The sequence below is a fragment of the Parasedimentitalea denitrificans genome (assembly GCF_011813015.1).
Classification (GTDB): domain Bacteria; phylum Pseudomonadota; class Alphaproteobacteria; order Rhodobacterales; family Rhodobacteraceae; genus Parasedimentitalea; species Parasedimentitalea denitrificans.
In genome coordinates this window covers 117,683-135,163 of record NZ_QHLQ01000008.1, presented here as the reverse complement: position 1 = coordinate 135,163, position 17,481 = coordinate 117,683, and the positions used below count along the sequence as shown (strand labels likewise).

Here is a 17,481-nt window from a genome sequence, read left to right as displayed (position 1 = left end):
TGTTGCTTGGCAACATGCACCCCAACTAGGTCAGGACCCAAAGACCTTACGACCAATACGTTGCCACCAATTGGGTCGGATTGTTGAGTCCTGCGCAATTGCTGGCGCCTGAGCCTCGACTCCCTGCCGGTCCACTAGGGTTTTGCCATCTTGGAACTGCAGTCGGTACAAATCACCATAGATGCCACCACGCGACAGCAATTCATCATGCGTGCCCTGATCGGCGACTTCTCCGCGCTCCATGACCACAATCTTATCCGCGTTGCGGATGGTCGACAATCGGTGCGCGATGACCAGCGTGGTGCGGCCACCTGACAGCTTGTCCAACGCCTGTTGAACCACTTTCTCAGATTTTGCGTCCAGTGCCGATGTCGCCTCGTCGAGCAACAAAATGGGGCTGTCGCGCAGCAAAGCCCGCGCAATGACCACCCTTTGTCGCTGACCACCCGAAAGGGCCGAACCACGGGGGCCAACCAAGGTTTCCAATCCGTCTGGCAGCTTGGGCAAAAAGTCCGCCACATGAGCGGCCTCTAGCACCTTTTGTAGCTGCGCATCCGAAACATCAGTTCTCCCAAGCAGGATATTTTCGCGCAGGGTCTCGTCAAACAGCACAGCTTCTTGCGTTACCACCGAAAACAACGTTCGCAGATCGGTCAGTTCCAAGTCCGCAACCGAAATCCCATCAACCGTCGCCGCGCCTTCCTGGGGGTCGATCAAACGGGTCAACAGGTTGAAAATGGTCGACTTGCCAGCGCCCGAGGCCCCGACCAAGGCAGTGGTCTTGCCAGCTTCGGCCTCCAAAGACAGGTTTCGCAAAACCTCTGCATCGCCATAACGCAGGGTTACGTCATCCAGCTGAATTTTCGGCAACCCGGTCGGCAACGCAGCAGGCTTGGCTGGCGAGGTCAGTTTAATCGGTTCATCCATCAACTCTTTGATCCGCTCCAGCGCCGCTGCGGCGGTTTGCCAGATACCACTGATTGCTGCCAACCGGCGCATCGGATCAAACGCCAGACCAATCGCGGTGAAAAACGTCATGAACTGGCCAACAGTCTTCTCGCCAGAAATAATCTCGCCGCCGCCATACAGCACAACACCCATCACACCGATTCCGGCCATCATGTCGATCATGCCAGTAATTGACGCAGTGCCCAGCGAGGCCCTGACTTCTGCCCGTACAAATGTGCTGGTTTGACCGGCAAATCGGTCCGTCTGATAGTCCTCAAGGTTGTTTAGTTTGATTGGCACCATGCCGTGAAAAATCTCGTCTAGTCGCACCGCCAATGAGGCGCCAAGATCACGTGCCTGGCTGGCCTTTTTGCGCACATAGCGTTGGATCGCTGCAATGGGAACCAGCACTACCGGCAAGCCGACCAGCATGACCACAGTCCAGATCCAGTCGACACTGATCGCCACGCCAATGACAGCAACCAATTGCGCCATGTCGCGCCCAGCCCCAGTTACCACAGCCCGCCAGACCGAATTGATCGCGCCCACGTCACTTTGGATACGTTGGATCAAAAAGCCGGGTGGGTTGATCTGGTGGAACGAGGGATCTTGTCGGATCAACCGCGCCAGCATGTCTTTGCGCAGATGCGCGGCGGAAGTCTGAGAGATCTTGCTAAGGATAACCTTTTGGCAAACGCTGGCCATCCCACGCAGCGTGAAGATGACAAAAAAGGCCATTGCAACCCAGAACAATGCGTCCGAATTTCCGTCTACAAATACAAGGTCGAACATTGGCTGCATCATGTAACTCAGCGCACCAACGGTACCGCCTTCGATCAACATGAATATGGCTGCAAGCCCCAAAAGCGGCATGTATTGGCGCAGATATCCCCGCCAAAGCCAACCCATCAACTCGCGAGAGGACTTTGGTTTGACAGTCGTTTTGACAGTCATAAGAGGAACTTTCGCCGGGACAGTGGTATCATGTATGGGCCTTTATGATGCTCTGGGCCATTTAAACACCTGTATCCATAGGCGCAAGCTTTGCAGAAGGGACCGGCTGGCGATCTGATGCGCTTCCATGGATTGACGCGCTGGGTGCCGAGGATACTGTGTGGGGGAATTTGATCACAAATCGGCCCATCGAGGGCTGACCGGCAAAGGGCACAGACCAATGGCAGACACTGTGAAATTGACGGCAGGGCGTGCGTATCTGGCAATTCCCGGACCCTCGGTCATTCCGGATCAGGTGTTGCAGGCGATGCACCGCGCCTCTCCGAATATCTATGCAGGTGAGCTGGTCGAGATGACCCATGGGTTGATCCCCGACCTGCGACGGGTGGCGCAAACCGATCATAACGTCGCGATCTACATCGCCAATGGGCACGGCACATGGGAAGCAGCTCTGTCCAACGTCATATCACCGGGCGATCGGGTCCTCGTGCCCGGCGCCAGCGAATTTAGTCAGGGCTGGGCGCTCATGGCACGGGGGCTGGGGGCCGAGGTCGAACAGCTAAGCCACGACCAGAGCTCATGCTGGGATCTGGAGCAGGTTGCGCATAGCCTGAAGAATGATCCTAACCGTCGGATCAAAGCGGTTCTGGCAGTGCACGTCGACACGTCGACCTCGATTCGCAACGACATCGTCGCGCTGCGGGCATTGATGGACGAGTTGAACCACCCCGCGTTGCTGATGCTCGATTGCATCGCTTCATTGGGCTGCGATCAAGTGGAAATGGACGCATGGGGCGTCGACGTGTTGGTTGCAGCCAGCCAAAAGGGACTGATGGTGCCACCCGGTCTGGGTTTTGTGTTCTTCAATGACAAGGCGGACGCAGTGCGCAACGCAATGCCGCGGGTCAGTGGCTATTGGGATTGGCAGCCGCGTGCCCGCCCACAAGAATACTACCAGTTTTTCAACGGAACAGCCCCGACTCATCATCTCTATGGCCTGCGGGCAGCGCTTGATCTGATCCACGCGGAAGGGATGGATAATGTCTGGGCTCGACACCAGCGCCTGGCTCAGGCGATCTGGACTGCCTGCGAGGTCTGGGGGCAAGATGGTGGCCCAATGCGCCTGAACGTAAGCGAGCCGAGCTTGCGGTCCCATGCTGTCACCTCGATTCACATTGGAGCCCCGAACGGTACACGCCTACGGGACTGGCTAGAGCAGAATCTGGGGCTGACCCTTGGAATTGGCCTTGGCATGGCACCATCCGATTCACCCGAATGGCACGGATACTTTCGGTTGGGGCATATGGGCCACGTCAACGGCCACATGGTGATGGGCATGCTGGGCGGCATCGAGACTGGTTTGCAGGCCCTGAATATTCCACATGGCTCGGGCGCGGTAGAGGCTGCTGCCAAGATTCTGGCTACGGGCTAACAGGGGAATTCGCTCGTTCCTAACGGAAAATTTCGCTGTGAACACGTCAGTTGCGCTTAATTCAGGCGGTGGTCTAGCCGGGTGATGAGATGGTTGATTAGGACGGCTAATACAAACACGGGGACCAAGCCATATCCCACCCAGATTACGACAAAAATCCACATCAAGTTTATGCCCAGAAAGGCAATCGCCATCGATAAGATGTCGGGCTTCTCTGGAAGATTTTGATCTTGCATAGTGACCTCCATTTTTCGGTGGGTACATGCAATAATCTAGGTCAGGCTTTGACAATGTCCGGTAAATGGATTGCCAATTAATCGTGAAGTCTGCGTTATTTCGCCGATTGCGCAGACTGAAGTGCGGCTGGTAGAGCAGCGGCAAATGCGTCAAGATCAACCTGTGGGCCGCAGCTAATACGAATGCAGCGGTTCTGTGGGGCAGCAAACGGCATTCTTGCAAAGATCCCCTGGCTAATGAGCCCATCCAGAACCCGTTTCGCAAAGCCCGCATCAGCCCCACAATCGATTGCAACAAAGTTGGTGGCCGAGGGTAGGGCAGTCAGCCCATTGTCTCGGGCAATATCCCCGATACGGTCGCGGGCGATTGAGATTTGTTTCAGGACATGATCCAGCCAGGCGTCATCCTTCAGCGCGGCCAGTGCCCCGGCCTGAGCGATGCGGTTCACGCCAAAATGATTACGCACCTTGTTAAAGGCCGAAATCAAGTCAGGCGCAGCCATGGCATAGCCGATCCGTGCGCCAGCCATTCCGTATGCCTTGGAAAAGGTACGCATTCTGATCAGACGCGGATCATCACAACTAACCGGGGCGGCAGTCCCCTCTGGGGCGCATTCAACATAGGCTTCGTCCAGCAGCAGCAGGCAGCCCTCGGGCAGGTGGTCCATCGCGGCGACAATGTCTTCGCCCCGGTGGTAGCTGCCCATCGGATTGTCTGGGTTGGCCAGATAGACAATCTTGGCGCCAACCTCAGCCGCCTTGGCAAACAGGCTGGCCGGATCTTCGTGGTCGTCCACATAGGGCACTGTATGAATAACCCCGCCAAACCCGCTGACATGGTAGTTAAAGGTCGGATAGGCCCCTAGCGAGGTGACAACACTGTCACCGGGGGAAATCAGCAATCGAACCAGATAGCCCAGCAACCCGTCGATGCCTTCGCCAACCACGATGTTCTGCGCCGATACCCCGTGATGCGTCGCCAGCGCCTGCCGCAGGTCATAATTCTCGGGGTCGCCATACATCCAGCAACCGCCAACGGCCTCTTGCATCGCTGAAATCGCCTTGGGCGAGGGGCCAAAAATGTTTTCATTTGCCCCCAATCTTGCCTCAAACGCCGACCCGCGTGCGCGTTCTTGGGTTTCAGGCCCAACAAAGGGCACCGTTGCGGGCAGGGATTGGGTAAGCGGGGTGTAGCGTGCATTTGACATAGGGTCAGATAATCCCATCGCGGGCGAAACAACAAGGCCCGCTAGGTTGACAGCAAACCTATTCGCCAGAACCTGTCGCTTGCGCCAACAGACCACGCGCCGCTGCATCGTGTGATGCAACAATAACAAGGCCGGGCAGCTTTTCTTTTAGCCGCCGGACCTTGGCAAACGACGCAAGCAGCGCATCACGGTCGCCAGTGCCCGGAACAATGTCCTGTTCAAGCAAGGCCGCCTCGTAGGTTAGATCTGCAACCAGCAGAATTGGCGCCCAGCCCGGACGGCGGATCAGCATCGACATCGACCCCGGCGTGTGACCGGGCGTAGGCAACAGGATCATCGATCCGTCTCCAGCAACATCAACCACCCCATCAAAATCCTCGAATAAGGGGTTGTCGGTTGGCTGAAATGACACCTGCCGCCAATTGGCTGAAGGAATTTCAATATGCTCGCGCAGGATCCATTCTCTCTCGGGGTGCGGCTCTGACAGCATCGCCCATTCCCGACTGTTCACCAGCAGATCAGCCTGCGGGATTTGGGCAATCCCGCCCACATGGTCGAAATGAAGGTGTGAAATCACAGCTTTTCGTACATCACTCGCGGCGAAACCCGCGCGTGCCAAGACATGGTCCAACCGGTCCTGCGCGCTAATGTGCAGCCGGAAAATCCTCGGCAACAAAAAGCGCCCGATAGCCTGCCGAATATAGCCCTTGTCGCTCAGGATCGCCGGGTCGATACCCGTGTCAAACAGGACCAATCCATCCCGGTGCTGAATAACAAAGAGCTGAATGGGCACAGGCACCCAGTTTTTGGAAAAGAACACCCACCAAAGCTGCGGAAGCCGACTGCCGTATCGGTGTTCCCAATGCTGCTCAGCCTGTCCTGTGCTTAGAACCGTGACAGATGAAATCGCTTGGTCTGCAATGGCATTTGTGACGATTTGGTCTTGCGGAGCATGGGTCATGAAATGATCTCCCGTTCACAGATTAAATCAGATGAACTTCGAAATTCGGTCGAACCTTCGCGGAATATTGTGCGGCAAAGGGGCGTAAATGCTAAGCGCAGGGTATCACAGCGACGCAGAGCGAGCCTTGATGTGTCTCAACGACGATTACCCAGACATACCTTGTCGCGGGATCAATCCTGTTCCAAAGATGGGCATTGGTTGAATTTCACCGCATATAAAAGGCTGGGCTCAAATGCGTATTGTTTTGGGAATTCTTTTGATTGGCTTTGGCTACCTGCTGTTCTGGCCAGTGCCGGTTGCTCCGGTGGCTTACGAACCTCCTAAATCGCAGGGTTTCACCGGGGATTATGTTCCCAACAACGCGTTGGATGCTGCCCAAATGGTCACCCTGCGAGAAGGCGCGATTGGCCCCGAGGATTTGGCGGTGATGCCCGACGGTACGGTCTACACCACGGATTTGATCGGTGCGCTGTATCGCATTGATGGTGAGAGCCCCAAGGTGGTTGATCAACTGGGTGGCCGTCCGCTGGGGCTAAAGGCTGGTCCAGACGGCGCGCTGTACATCGCAGACAGTTTCCGCGGCATCCTGCGCTGGAGCGGGGTGGGGACGTTGGAAACTCTGGTCGATCAGATTGACGGCGCGCCGGTCATCTACCCCAACCAGTTGGATGTGGGACGGGACGGAACCATCTACTTCTCGAACTCATCCGACAGGTTTGACCCTGAGGTGCTGGGCGGTACCAAGCCAACCTCGGTCATGACCATCTGGGAGCAATCAGACACCGGCTATGTGGCGCGGCGCCTGCCGGATGGCACAGTCGAGAAAATCGCAACAGGTTTTGTCTATACCAACGGTGTGGCCTTATCGCCCGACGAAGATTTCTTGCTGATCAACGAAACCGGTCGCGCGCGAATGCACCGTCTGTGGCTGACAGGCCCCAAGGCCGGACAGCAAGAGGTTTTCCTGGATAATCTGCCCGGCTATCCCGACAATCTTGAGGCCCAGGGCGATGGCACCTATTGGCTTGCCTTTGCCAGCCCCCGTGTTCCGGCCGAGGCGCTGATGCCATACCCGTTCTTGCGTAAAGTGGTCTGGCGCTTGGGCCCCATGGTGCGACCAGCCCCAATCCATCGCGGCATGATGGTGCACTTTGACGGGCAGGGAAACATCCTACGCACTTTGCAAGACCCGACGGGGCGTCTGGGCATAACAACCGGCGGCAAGATCGTGGGGGATCAGTTCTATGTCATGACGCTGGACAGCGATGGTTTTGCCCGCATGTCGGTGGGGGACATGCCGCCAATCAAGGTGCACTGAACTAACAAGGCTGCAAGTGTTGTGCCCGGTGGCACACCGGGCCGCGCCTGACCTTCCCCTCAGGTTTGGACCACTTTTGTTGCGCGTTGGCTGATGTCTACCCTAATGCCCCGGCGTCAGGCTGGCGGCATTGCGATTTCCACGGCACTGTGATCGCGAGATCAAAACAGGAGACATCACCATGGCGCGCGTATCAATCGAGTACAAAGACCACATCGCCCATGTGACCTTGACCCGCGGGGACAAAATGAACGCGCTGGACCCCGAGATGGTTCAGGCGATCATCGCCGCCGGGCAAGAGGTTGCCGCCTCGGATGCGCGCGCGGTGGTGTTGTCGGGCGAGGGCAAAAGCTTTTGCGCCGGGCTGGATCTGATGAGCCTTGCCAAGTTGAGCCAGGTTGATCCCGAGGAATGGCTGATGACCCGCAGTCACCACGATGCCAATGAAATGCAAGAGGTCGCGATGGTCTGGCGCCGAGTCCCGGTGCCTGTGATCGCGGCGATCCAGGGTGCAGCCTATGGCGGTGGGCTGCAACTGGCGCTGGGCGCTGACATTCGTATTGCTGCGCCAGATGCCAAACTGTCAGTGATGGAAATGAAGTGGGGCATCGTCCCCGACATGGGCGGCATGGTGTTTCTGCCCAAACTGCTGCGCTCAGACATACTGCGGCGGCTGACCTACACGGCCGAGGTGGTGCAGGCCCCTCAGGCGCTGGATTGGGGGCTGGTGACAGAACTGGCTGATGACCCACTGGCCCGTGCTCAGGAACTGGCCGAGCAGATTGCGCTGAAAGGCCCCAACGCCATCCGGGCTGCCAAACGGCTGATCGAGCGGGCCGAAGCCGAGGACCGCGAGGCGGTGCTGCTGGCGGAATCAGCCGAGCAGGTGCCCTTGATTGGCAAGCCAGAGCAGATGGAAGTGATCGCCGCTCAGATGGGTGGGCGTAAGCCGGTGTTTGAATAAAGGATAAGGGGCGCTGCCCCTCGGGCCTTTGGGCCTCACCCCGGGATATTTTTGGCCAGATGAAGAGGCGGACTGGTGTTTCCGGGTTTGGTTGTTTTTCGTTTAGGTTGTAGTCTGTGGTTATGTTGACACTTAGGCAGGCGCAGGGTCTGCTCGATAAGCATCTGGCGAACAGCAACAAGGCCGCGCATTCGCGGATCGTGGCACATCTGATGCGGCGTATTGCTGAAAAACTGCAAGTCACTGCGCAGTGGCTGGAAGGGAGGCTTCCGGTCGACGCTCTAGGGGCGATCAAGGCGCATGACCACAGAACTGGAGTGTTGGCAGACACGCAGATCGCGAATGCCTTGAAACTGGCTGATGCATTGGCCATTGCAGACGCTTGTGTCGGCCGTGACGTGATGATGCAGATTGGCACTTTCGATGGGCTGCACAATCTGGCCCTGTGCTTGGAGACTAGACCATATCTGCCGCCTATCATTTTCAAGTATAGCATCACGAGCCTGCAATTGCTGATCGATAACGCTCCACGACAGTAGAGCTTGGTTTTGTGTTAGAGCCAATGCTCGTGACACTTAAGTAAGCTGAGTGACCGCTGTCTGGTCAAACCCAACGTCCCAGCTAGCTTTTGTTTGTATCGCTTTTGCCGCCACAGGAGGGCGAAATGTCGCTAAACATCAGCCTTGCCAGGGCCATAGGGTATCGCGCCGCACGCATAGCCCCCTATGTGGCGATCTTTCTGGCGCTGAACTGGTTCTATTTCTGGCTTGGCCCAACGGCTGATCTGGCGTTGCTGCCTACGGTGCTGATCGCCCTAGGCTTGGTTCCCTTGGCTGTTGCGATACGCGACTTGCGGTTGGAGCGCATCATGATGCGCTCGGATGGAACCGGGAAGGAGGGCGCGGTTTGCGCTGTCCATGGGCAGGCCGTGCCACTGGTAGAACTGGATCACGAAATCCTTGCCTGTCATTTCCGTATCCTCAGCACCGAGGCAGGCATGGAAACGACACGGGACGAGGCCCGCAAGCGCAGTCGAGAGGACAACAAGTCGTTGCGATATGAGGGGGTTTTTCAGGTGCCCACACAGATCATCACGACATCAGGTGCGATCGACCTGAACGGGTTCCCGAACCTAACCGATGCAATGCCGCAAAAGATTGCGCCGGGTATTTTAGAAAATGCCAAGGCGCAATCGCGTCCGGCACCCGGTACGATCCCGACTTTTCTGGTCAATGAAATGCTGATCAACCGGCCGACCAACCAGATTGAGATGTCCTTGAAATATGGTGAGGACCCCAAAGAACGGTTCCGCCGGGTTGAAGCCTGGATGCTGAAGACGGGGCAAACCATCTGGGCCATTGGCCGTCTCAGGAACAACAGGCTTGTCCCGGTGCCGTTCCTAGCTATGGGGCTGCCAGTCTATTTTGGAACCCGTAAAGATGTGCGGGCTAAACTGCGATCCGCGCGCCCGTTCTTCTTTGGTGCCTCGGCGTTCTTTATGATCATGGCGCTGATCACAGGTGCCATCGTCCTATTATGGGCCTGAAATCCTCTGCGATAGTGTATTGACCTAACGCAAGGTCCCAACCTGCGACTACCCTTACACTGGCCTCAAATCAAACCCGAGTTGGAGGCTTGTGATGTATAAGCATATTCTTATTCCAGTCCTTTTCGACGATCGCCACGATACCCAGGCGTCTTATCTGGCTGCGCGCGCGCTAGCGGATGATGATGCCAAGTTCACAGTGGTGCATGTGATGGAAAGTATTCCCAGTTATGTGACCGCCGAGATCCCTAGTGAAGTGCTGACAAAAACCCGCAACGAAGTAGAAAAGGCGCTCAATCAATCGGCCAGAGCCTTGCCCGGGGCCGAAGCACTACTGATTTCTGGCCACGCAGGACGGGCGATTGTCGACTTCGCTGATGAAAGCGACGTGGATTGCATCGTCCTTGCCTCGCATCGGCCAGGGTTCGAGGATCTGTTCCTAGGTTCGACAGCGGCCCGCGTGGTGCGTCATGCGAAATGTTCGGTGCATGTGATTCGCTAGAAACCACCAAGGCCGCACTTGGCAAAGCGCGGCCTTGAGTAGTTCTAATTCTGCGTTTGGGCTGAACCAGACAAGGTGCAGCCCGCGCTGTTGGACAAGTAACTTTAGGCTGCAAATGCCGAAAGATTCTGTCTGCCTTCGGTCCGATGGAACCGCGCCATGAGGTCCGACAGCTTTACCGCATCTGAATGCAAAAGGTGCCCTGCCGCTGTGGCCTCTTCTACCATGGCTGCATTTTGTTGGGTCACCTGATCCAACTGGGACACGCCGGTGTTGATTTCTCCCAGCCCGGTCGATTGCTCCGCCGCACCTTCGGCAATATCGGTGATCAGGGTGGAAATATGGGTCACGCGGTCGACAATATTGCCGATCGACTCGCCAGCCTTCCCGACCAGTTCAACCCCGTGCTCCACTTGCTTTGAGCTGTCCGAGATTAGCGACTTGATCTCGGTTGCCGCATCAGCCGAGCGCTGGGCGAGGGCCCGAACCTCGGATGCCACCACGGCAAACCCTTTGCCCGCTTCGCCAGCTCGTGCAGCTTCGACCCCGGCATTCAAAGCGAGTAGGTTGGTTTGAAAGGCAATGTCATCGATCACACTGATGATCTGCGAAATCTGTGCGGACGAAGATTCAATTTCAGTCATTGCTGAAACCGCACGCTTTACGATTTCACCACTGGATTTTGCCTCTTGGCGTGCTTCACCCATGGTATGTTCCACACTGCGGGCGCCTTCGGCCGCCGAGGTCACCGACACTGTCAGCTCTTCCAACGCCGCGGCAGTCTGCTCAAGGGTTGCAGCCTGGCTTTCAGTACGGTTGGACAGATCTTCTGACGAACGACTGATTTCAGTGGCTCCGCCATTAATGCTGGTGGTGGCCTCCATGACCTGTTCGATGGTCTCTTTCAATGTTCCAACGGTGACATTGAAATTGGTCCGCAGCTGGTCATATTCTGCGGGGAATTCCGTGCCTATTTCACAATCGAGCCGTCCATCTGCCATCTGGCCAAGGTGCTCTCCAACAACCGAAACCACATGTTCGGCGTCTTTCTGGCTGCGTGTTGCCTTGGCTTCAGCGCGTTCTGCCGCTTGTGCCTGTTCCCGAGCGGCTTCTTGCTGCTGCTTTAGTTCTGCATCTGCTGCAGCGCTTTTCAACAGACTGATCAAAAGCACCCCGGTTTCCAGCAAAACAATAGCCGCGTGAAAGACGGTTCTTTGAACATTCTGCATTACGTCGCCGCTTGGATAGACCAGCTTTGGCAGCAATACGCTGAACGATAGGTGATGTAGCGCAACCAAAACCGTTGCAAAAATCAGCGCCCGTGGGTTGGCCAGCGTTGAAACAATCGCTAGGGCGGCAAAGAACAGCATATGCGAGTCAAGTTGCCAGGCATGGCCGTTCAGCGCCGCAGTAAACAAAATACAGTGCGCCACAAAACAAAACGTCAGCACATAGTCTCTGGTCGAATTGGGCATCAGTTTCGTCACATAGGCCAAGGCGCCCAGCGTTATGCTCAGTAGGGCAAGCACCCACCAGTTTCCTGCTTCGTTAAGGTAAAACGCGGCAAGTGCGGGAGCCGGCATCAATAGCCAACTGGAAACCTGTTGGACCTTGCGCTCACTGGCGACTTTTCCCAGTGGCGTGGCCTGTTCACCGTCCGGTGTGATTAACTTGAGCATAGTTCCAAAACCTTCTTACCATTGATGACCAGCCAGGCTCCGTTTGAATAAAGGCGGTCAATACTTTGAGTGTCTTCCAGTGTTACAAGAGCACCAAGAGGCGCACGTTCAGGGGAGATTTCCTGAACGCCGGACAGTTCAGCAATTTGTGCTGTGTCCGGCCCCCATGGGGCAGAGATAACCAATGCAACCTCACCAGCCTGCGGTTTGCTCTGAAAAAGCAATGTCAGGACGGGAGAGGCGACCACGAAAATCACTGCGGCAATGATGAATGTGACATTAGACATCTTGTTCCCTTCAATCCGAGCCTTGCCGTAGAAGGGTTTTAAAAGTCTTTAACAACACAACAGGTTTGGGGCTTTAAGGGTTAAATGACCTAAGGTAACGAGTAGTGCTCAAAAATGGCGCAACCGAAACAAGAAAAGGCCGCGCTGAATGCACGGCCTTTGAATGGTTGCTTGAATTTCTCTTTACAGCGAGGCTTGGCAGATCTTGCCGATGTTCGAACCCAGTGCCGTGTTGTACTCGTCGTCGCTCATCGAAACGTTCAGACCTTCGGTCAGCGCGCGCGAGAACGAGGCGATCATCTTGGCGTTCTGGCTAAGCAGGGCACAGGCCTGATCGGTGGAGTAGCCGCCGGACAGGGCAACAACGCGTACAACGTTGTCGTGGTCGGCCAGCTCGTCATACAGACCAGAGACATTTGGCAGGGTCAGCTTTAGCGCAACCTTGGTGTCTGCGGGCAGGGCGTTCAGCTGCTTCAGCAGTTCCGCCTTCAATAGGATCTCGGCCTCGCCTTTGGTGTCCGAATGAATGTCGACTTCTGGCTCGATGATAGGCAGCAGGCCAGCGGCGGCAATCTGTTTGCCAACCTCAAACTGCTGGGCAACCACATCACGCACACCGTCGGTGTTGGCAGTTTTGATAACGGAACGCATCTTGGTGCCAAAAATACCAGCTTCGCCAGCGCGGGCCAGCAAGGCATCTAGATCTGGCATCGGCTTCATCACCTGCGCGCCATTGGCCTCATCCGCCAGACCTTTGTCGACCTTCAGGAACGGCACAACACCACATTGGTCCCACAGGTAGCTGGCCACCGGAGTACCATCAATTTGCCCATCCATTGTCTTTTCAAACAGGATCGCGCCCAGAATCTTCTGGCTGTTAAAGTCAGGCGCCTGGATGATGCGCGTGCGCATCTTGTGGATCTCGCCAAACATCTCGTCATCATTGGAAAAGGCATCGCTTGTCACGCCATACAGCGCCAGCGCTTTGGGCGTCGAACCACCACTTTGGTCCAGAGCCGCGATGAAACCCTGACCGTTGGCGATACGGTCAAATTGCTGCTGCTGAATGGAAAGGTCTTGTGTCATATACCCAGGTCTCCACAAAAGTTCGGTTGCGGCCCGTCTATCACGCAGTTTTGTAGGGGGACACCCATCTTGCCTAAACGATTGCGCTAACACTGATAATTTGACGAAGGACACCCGCAAAAAGGCGCTTTTTTTGGCGATGCAGGGCACGACAACAAAAAAACGGGCGCGCCGGATCTTCGGCACGCCCGTATCTAATTAGGGTGGTGAGCGCGTTTGCACACACCGCGCTTGGGGTCAGACCAGACGCGAGGTATCGATTGCTGCGCGCACAAAATCGCTGAACAGCGGATGTGGTGCAAACGGCTTGGACTTCAGTTCCGGGTGGAACTGAACACCGATGAACCACGGGTGATCTGCCCACTCAACAATCTCGGGCAAACGACCATCCGGCGACATGCCCGAGAACCGCAGACCAGCGGCCTCCAGCTTGTCACGGTACTTGATGTCGACCTCATAACGGTGACGGTGGCGTTCTTCGATGTGAGTGCCGCCATAGACCTTTGCCACGTTCGACCCTTCGGCCAGGGTGGCATCATAGGCACCCAGACGCATGGTGCCGCCCTTGTCATCGTCCGCCTGACGCTGAACCTTGTGGTTGCCCTGCACCCATTCCTTCAGGTGATAGACAACCGGCTCAAAGCGTTTCTTGCCCAGCTCGTGATCAAACTCTTCCGAGCCTGCCTCGGAAATGCCAGCCACATTGCGCGCGGCCTCAATCACGGCCATCTGCATCCCTAGGCAAATGCCCAGATAGGGCACATTGTGCTCACGGGCGTATTGCGCGGCTTTGATCTTGCCTTCGGTGCCACGTTCGCCAAATCCGCCGGGAACCAGAATCGCATGATAGCCCTGCAGGTGTGGGGTGGCGTCTTCAGTGTCAAAGGTTTCGGCGTCGACCCACTCGATCTTGACCTTGACCCGATTGGCCATGCCACCGTGGGTCAGTGCCTCGACCACAGATTTATAGGCATCTTCCAGTTGGATGTATTTGCCGACGATAGCGATTTTGACTTCGCCTTCAGGATTGTAGATCCGGTCAGCAACATCATCCCAGCGCGCCAGGTTTGGCTTGGGGGCAGGGGCGATGCCAAAGGCATCCAGAACCGCCTGATCCATGCCTTCACGGTGATAGGCCAGTGGGGCTTCGTAGATCGACTTCAGATCCTGCGCTGCAATCACACTGTCAGGGCGTACGTTACAGAACAGCGCCAGCTTCTCGCGCTCTTTCTTTGGAATTGGTCCTTCGGAGCGGCACACCAGAATGTCTGGCGCCAGACCAATGGAACGCAGTTCCTTGACCGAGTGCTGGGTCGGCTTGGTCTTCAGTTCGCCGCTTGCCTTGATATAGGGCAGTAGCGTCAGGTGCATGTAGATACACTGGCCGCGCGGTTTGTCCTGGCCAAACTGGCGGATGGCTTCAAAGAACGGCAGGCCTTCGATGTCGCCAACAGTGCCACCAATTTCACACAGCATGAAATCAACTTCGTCGCCGCCGATATCAAGGAAGTCTTTGATCTCGTTGGTGACGTGCGGAATTACCTGAATGGTTTTACCAAGGTAGTCGCCACGGCGTTCTTTTTCCAACACGTTGGAATAGACCCGACCGGATGAGATCGAGTCGGTCTTGCGGGCGGCAACGCCTGTGAACCGTTCGTAGTGGCCCAGATCCAGATCAGTCTCGGCACCATCATCGGTGATAAAGACCTCGCCGTGTTCAAACGGGCTCATCGTGCCCGGATCGACGTTCAGATAGGGGTCCAGCTTGCGCAGACGTACGGAATAGCCACGGGCCTGTAACAGCGCGCCCAAAGCCGCCGAAGCCAGACCTTTGCCAAGGGAGGAGACCACCCCACCAGTAATGAAGATATAACGCGCCATTGTGTCGGCTGCCCCCGTGAGAAGTCATGTAGAAATAAGAATTCAGGTGCCCAAATAGGTTCCGAAAAACCAAAGCATCACGGGACTTCACTAGTAAAGGATTCGCGCGAACAACGCAAGGGAGCCGCAAGATGCTGTTGCGGCTCAAATTCCCCGTCTAGGTATGGTAGTTCAGTCTGCGCTTGGAACCAGTGGCGCATTGTCGCCTTCGGCTGGTGGCGGTGTCAGCAGACCACCCGGAACGCTTGGTACAGCCGGTGCGCCTTCGGTGGCTGCAGGTACGTCTGTGCGATCCAGAACCGACGAGCCAGCGGACTTTTGCGCGGCCAGAATGGTCAGAGTGATCGAGGTGATGATAAACGCAATGGCAAGCAGCCAAGTCACTTTGCTCATTGCTGTCGCGGCCGAGCGGCCAGACATTGCGCCACCGCCTCCGCCACCCATGCCAAGGCCGCCGCCTTCGGACCGTTGCAACAGAACAACTGCGATCAGGCCAAGGGCCAGAAAAAGGTGAATAATTAGAACAACGTTTTCCATGGGTCCCTGCGGCATTTGGCTGAGTATCGGCCGGTATGTAGGCAAGTTTGCGCAGAGGGGCAAGAGCCGAGTTTACCTATTGCAGGCGAGAAGGCGCATTCCCCCTGTTGGCAAACGGCAATGGGGCTGGACAGGTGGCAAACAAATTCGCACTCTGATTGCATGCCCCATGATCACAGCGACCATCCACATGCCTTATTGCCGTCTGATCCTGCATTGCGGGTCAAGGCGTTGGAAACGATTCTCACCCGCAAGGGGCTGATTGACCCAGCAGCCCTAGATGAGATCGTCGATACCTATCAAAATAAGATAGGGCCGCAAAACGGGGCGCAGGTTGTCGCCCGCGCCTGGAGCGACCCAAAGTTCCGCGCATCCTTGCTGGCGGATGCCACCGCTGCCGTGAGGGACTTGGGGTATTTTGGGCGTCAGGGTGAACATATGGTGGTAGTCGAAAACACGCCGGACCTTCACAACATGGTCGTGTGTACCCTGTGCAGTTGCTATCCGTGGCCGCTGCTGGGGATTCCTCCGGCTTGGTATAAGTCTGATGCCTACCGTGCCCGTGTGGTGCGTGAACCCCGCAAGGTTCTGGCCGATTTTGGTGTCACTCTGTCCGAAAAAACAGCCGTCCGTGTCTGGGATTCGACTGCCGAGGTCCGGTATCTGGTAATCCCAATGCGCCCCGCAGGAACCGAAGGGCTGGATGTCGACGCATTGGCCGCTCTTGTAACCCGCGACAGCATGATCGGCACGGCGCTTGTACAGGCCCCAACATGACTCGCGTCCACGACATGGGCGGGCGATTCGGAGATGGGCCGGTCATGCCCGATGCCCCCGATATTCCGGTTTTTACTGCCGATTGGCACGCTCAGGTCCTGTCCGTGACACTGGCTTGCGGGGCTTTGGGGCAATGGAACATCGACATTTCACGCCACGCCCGCGAATGCCTGTCACCGCAGGACTACACCGGGTTTTCGTATTATGAGATCTGGCTCGCGGCCTTGGCAGACCTGTTGGTCGAACGCGGTGTACTGACTAGGGATGATCTGGCCGAGCCAGAGGCTGGGCAGGGGGACGATACTCCCCATCCACTCGCTGCCAAAGTACTGAAGGCAGAAAATGTTGCCGGAGTTCTGGCAAAGGGTGGGCCAGCAAACCGCGATAGTGATGCTCAGCCCAAGTTTTCGGCGGGCCAAGCGGTGCGATGCAAGCATCCGGCTGCCAATCGTCTGGTCGATGGCGGCCATACCCGCTTGCCTGCCTATGTAGCAGGCGCGCGTGGCTATATTCACCGCCTGCACGGCACCCACGTTCTTCCCGACAGCAATGCCCATGATCTGGGAGAAGCGCCAGAGCCCCTATATGCAGTGCGTTTCGCCGCCAGCGAGCTCTGGGCTCACCCAGAGCACCCCGATGATCAGGTTATCTTGGACTTGTGGCAAAGCTATCTGGTGCCGCTATGAGCGACTGTCCTACAGTATCCGCTCCTGACCCCGTGTTCCTGCAACCTTGGCACGCGCAGGTCTTTGCGCTGACAGTGTCCTTGAACGAAAGCGGGTGTTTCACATGGTCTGACTGGGTGACCCGGTTCTCAGCGGTTCTGGCACAACACGGGGTCGACCGGGAACTGGACGGCGGTGACGACTACTTCAACGCGTGGCTGGCGACGCTTGAACTGATTCTCGCCGAAGACGGGGTGGCCCCCGCTCTCGAGGTGAACCGCCTGCGCGATGATTGGGAGCGTGCCTATCTGGAAACTCCACATGGTGCTGTTGTTCGGCTCGACACGCCCTGATCTGGGGTGATGCGGGCCTGCACGCACCGCTTTTGCTCAAGTTTTCAGCGAATGTGCACTCCCAGACACGCTTGCCACGCATTTATGGTTCCACTGGCCCCTTTCGACCGCTATAGGGGGGCCGGTTTCAGACAAATACAAAAG

18 protein-coding genes are annotated in these 17,481 nt (G+C 56.7%); 9 read left to right on the top strand and 9 right to left on the bottom strand.

From position 1 onward, the window contains the following. Window positions 1–30: 30 nt before the first annotated feature. Window positions 31–1,902 (bottom strand): ABC transporter ATP-binding protein, encoded by a 1,872-nt coding sequence (locus DL239_RS10225; protein ID WP_167683916.1) that lies wholly within the window; start codon window positions 1,900–1,902, stop codon window positions 31–33. Between the two features lie 220 nt (window positions 1,903–2,122). Here DL239_RS10225 and DL239_RS10220 point away from each other — a divergent pair, with 220 nt between their 5' ends. Then, window positions 2,123–3,334 (top strand): pyridoxal-phosphate-dependent aminotransferase family protein, encoded by a 1,212-nt coding sequence (locus DL239_RS10220; RefSeq protein ID WP_167683914.1) that lies wholly within the window; start codon window positions 2,123–2,125, stop codon window positions 3,332–3,334. Window positions 3,335–3,390: 56 nt separating this feature from the next. On the opposite strand, the gene DL239_RS10215 is transcribed toward DL239_RS10220, so the two are convergent. The 3 genes from DL239_RS10215 to DL239_RS10205 all read right to left on the bottom strand — a co-directional run bounded on the left by DL239_RS10215 (window position 3,391) and on the right by DL239_RS10205 (window position 5,739). Next, complete coding sequence (locus DL239_RS10215; protein WP_167683912.1) at window positions 3,391–3,570, bottom strand: histidinol phosphate aminotransferase; 180 nt, start codon at window positions 3,568–3,570, stop codon at window positions 3,391–3,393. A 95-nt stretch (window positions 3,571–3,665) separates the two neighbouring features. Then, a complete protein-coding gene (locus DL239_RS10210) occupies window positions 3,666–4,778 on the bottom strand; it encodes a pyridoxal phosphate-dependent aminotransferase (RefSeq protein WP_167683910.1) in 1,113 nt (370 codons plus the stop codon). Between the two features lie 58 nt (window positions 4,779–4,836). Further along, window positions 4,837–5,739, bottom strand: a complete 903-nt coding sequence (locus tag DL239_RS10205) for an N-acyl homoserine lactonase family protein (protein WP_167683908.1) — start codon at window positions 5,737–5,739, stop codon at window positions 4,837–4,839. Window positions 5,740–5,974: 235 nt separating this feature from the next. Here DL239_RS10205 and DL239_RS10200 point away from each other — a divergent pair, with 235 nt between their 5' ends. The 5 genes from DL239_RS10200 (at window position 5,975) to DL239_RS10180 (ending at window position 10,072) form a co-directional block, all read left to right on the top strand. Next, on the top strand, window positions 5,975–7,060 hold the full coding sequence (locus DL239_RS10200; RefSeq protein WP_167683906.1) for an SMP-30/gluconolactonase/LRE family protein: 1,086 nt from the start codon (window positions 5,975–5,977) through the stop codon (window positions 7,058–7,060). A 181-nt stretch (window positions 7,061–7,241) separates the two neighbouring features. Next, window positions 7,242–8,024: a crotonase/enoyl-CoA hydratase family protein gene (locus tag DL239_RS10195; protein WP_167683905.1), complete on the top strand. Its 783-nt coding sequence runs from the start codon at window positions 7,242–7,244 to the stop codon at window positions 8,022–8,024. Between the two features lie 116 nt (window positions 8,025–8,140). Further along, window positions 8,141–8,563 (top strand): hypothetical protein, encoded by a 423-nt coding sequence (locus DL239_RS10190; RefSeq protein WP_206188418.1) that lies wholly within the window; start codon window positions 8,141–8,143, stop codon window positions 8,561–8,563. 125 nt (window positions 8,564–8,688) lie between these two features. Further along, window positions 8,689–9,570 (top strand): hypothetical protein, encoded by an 882-nt coding sequence (locus tag DL239_RS10185; protein WP_167683903.1) that lies wholly within the window; start codon window positions 8,689–8,691, stop codon window positions 9,568–9,570. A 94-nt stretch (window positions 9,571–9,664) separates the two neighbouring features. Continuing rightward, window positions 9,665–10,072, top strand: a complete 408-nt coding sequence (locus tag DL239_RS10180; RefSeq protein ID WP_167683902.1) for a universal stress protein — start codon at window positions 9,665–9,667, stop codon at window positions 10,070–10,072. A gap of 104 nt (window positions 10,073–10,176) precedes the next feature. Here the strand turns inward: DL239_RS10180 and DL239_RS10175 are convergent, their stop codons facing one another. The 5 genes from DL239_RS10175 to secG all read right to left on the bottom strand — a co-directional run bounded on the left by DL239_RS10175 (window position 10,177) and on the right by secG (window position 15,542). Next, on the bottom strand, window positions 10,177–11,751 hold the full coding sequence (locus tag DL239_RS10175) for a methyl-accepting chemotaxis protein (protein ID WP_167683901.1): 1,575 nt from the start codon (window positions 11,749–11,751) through the stop codon (window positions 10,177–10,179). Further along, complete coding sequence (locus DL239_RS10170; protein WP_167683900.1) at window positions 11,739–12,038, bottom strand: hypothetical protein; 300 nt, start codon at window positions 12,036–12,038, stop codon at window positions 11,739–11,741. The genes DL239_RS10175 and DL239_RS10170 overlap by 13 nt, the downstream gene beginning before the upstream one ends. A gap of 183 nt (window positions 12,039–12,221) precedes the next feature. Next, on the bottom strand, window positions 12,222–13,124 hold the full coding sequence (locus DL239_RS10165; RefSeq protein WP_167683899.1) for a fructose bisphosphate aldolase: 903 nt from the start codon (window positions 13,122–13,124) through the stop codon (window positions 12,222–12,224). Window positions 13,125–13,361: 237 nt separating this feature from the next. Next, a complete protein-coding gene (pyrG, locus tag DL239_RS10160) occupies window positions 13,362–15,005 on the bottom strand; it encodes a CTP synthase (protein WP_167683898.1) in 1,644 nt (547 codons plus the stop codon). Window positions 15,006–15,176: 171 nt separating this feature from the next. Beyond that, window positions 15,177–15,542: a preprotein translocase subunit SecG gene (gene secG / locus DL239_RS10155; protein ID WP_167684003.1), complete on the bottom strand. Its 366-nt coding sequence runs from the start codon at window positions 15,540–15,542 to the stop codon at window positions 15,177–15,179. 162 nt (window positions 15,543–15,704) lie between these two features. Between secG and nthA the strand changes: the two genes are divergently transcribed. From nthA to DL239_RS10140, 3 genes are read left to right on the top strand one after another with little or no spacing between them, the layout of a single operon-like run. Beyond that, window positions 15,705–16,319 (top strand): nitrile hydratase subunit alpha, encoded by a 615-nt coding sequence (gene nthA, locus DL239_RS10150; protein ID WP_167683897.1) that lies wholly within the window; start codon window positions 15,705–15,707, stop codon window positions 16,317–16,319. Continuing rightward, window positions 16,316–17,005 carry a nitrile hydratase subunit beta gene (gene nthB / locus DL239_RS10145; protein ID WP_167683896.1) on the top strand — a complete coding sequence of 230 codons (690 nt, stop codon included), beginning with the start codon at window positions 16,316–16,318 and terminating at the stop codon, window positions 17,003–17,005. The genes nthA and nthB overlap by 4 nt, the downstream gene beginning before the upstream one ends. Next, entirely contained in the window at window positions 17,002–17,337 is a 336-nt protein-coding gene (locus DL239_RS10140; RefSeq protein WP_167683895.1) for a nitrile hydratase accessory protein, read from the top strand. Before nthB ends, DL239_RS10140 begins: the two co-directional genes overlap by 4 nt. Window positions 17,338–17,481: the final 144 nt, after the last annotated feature.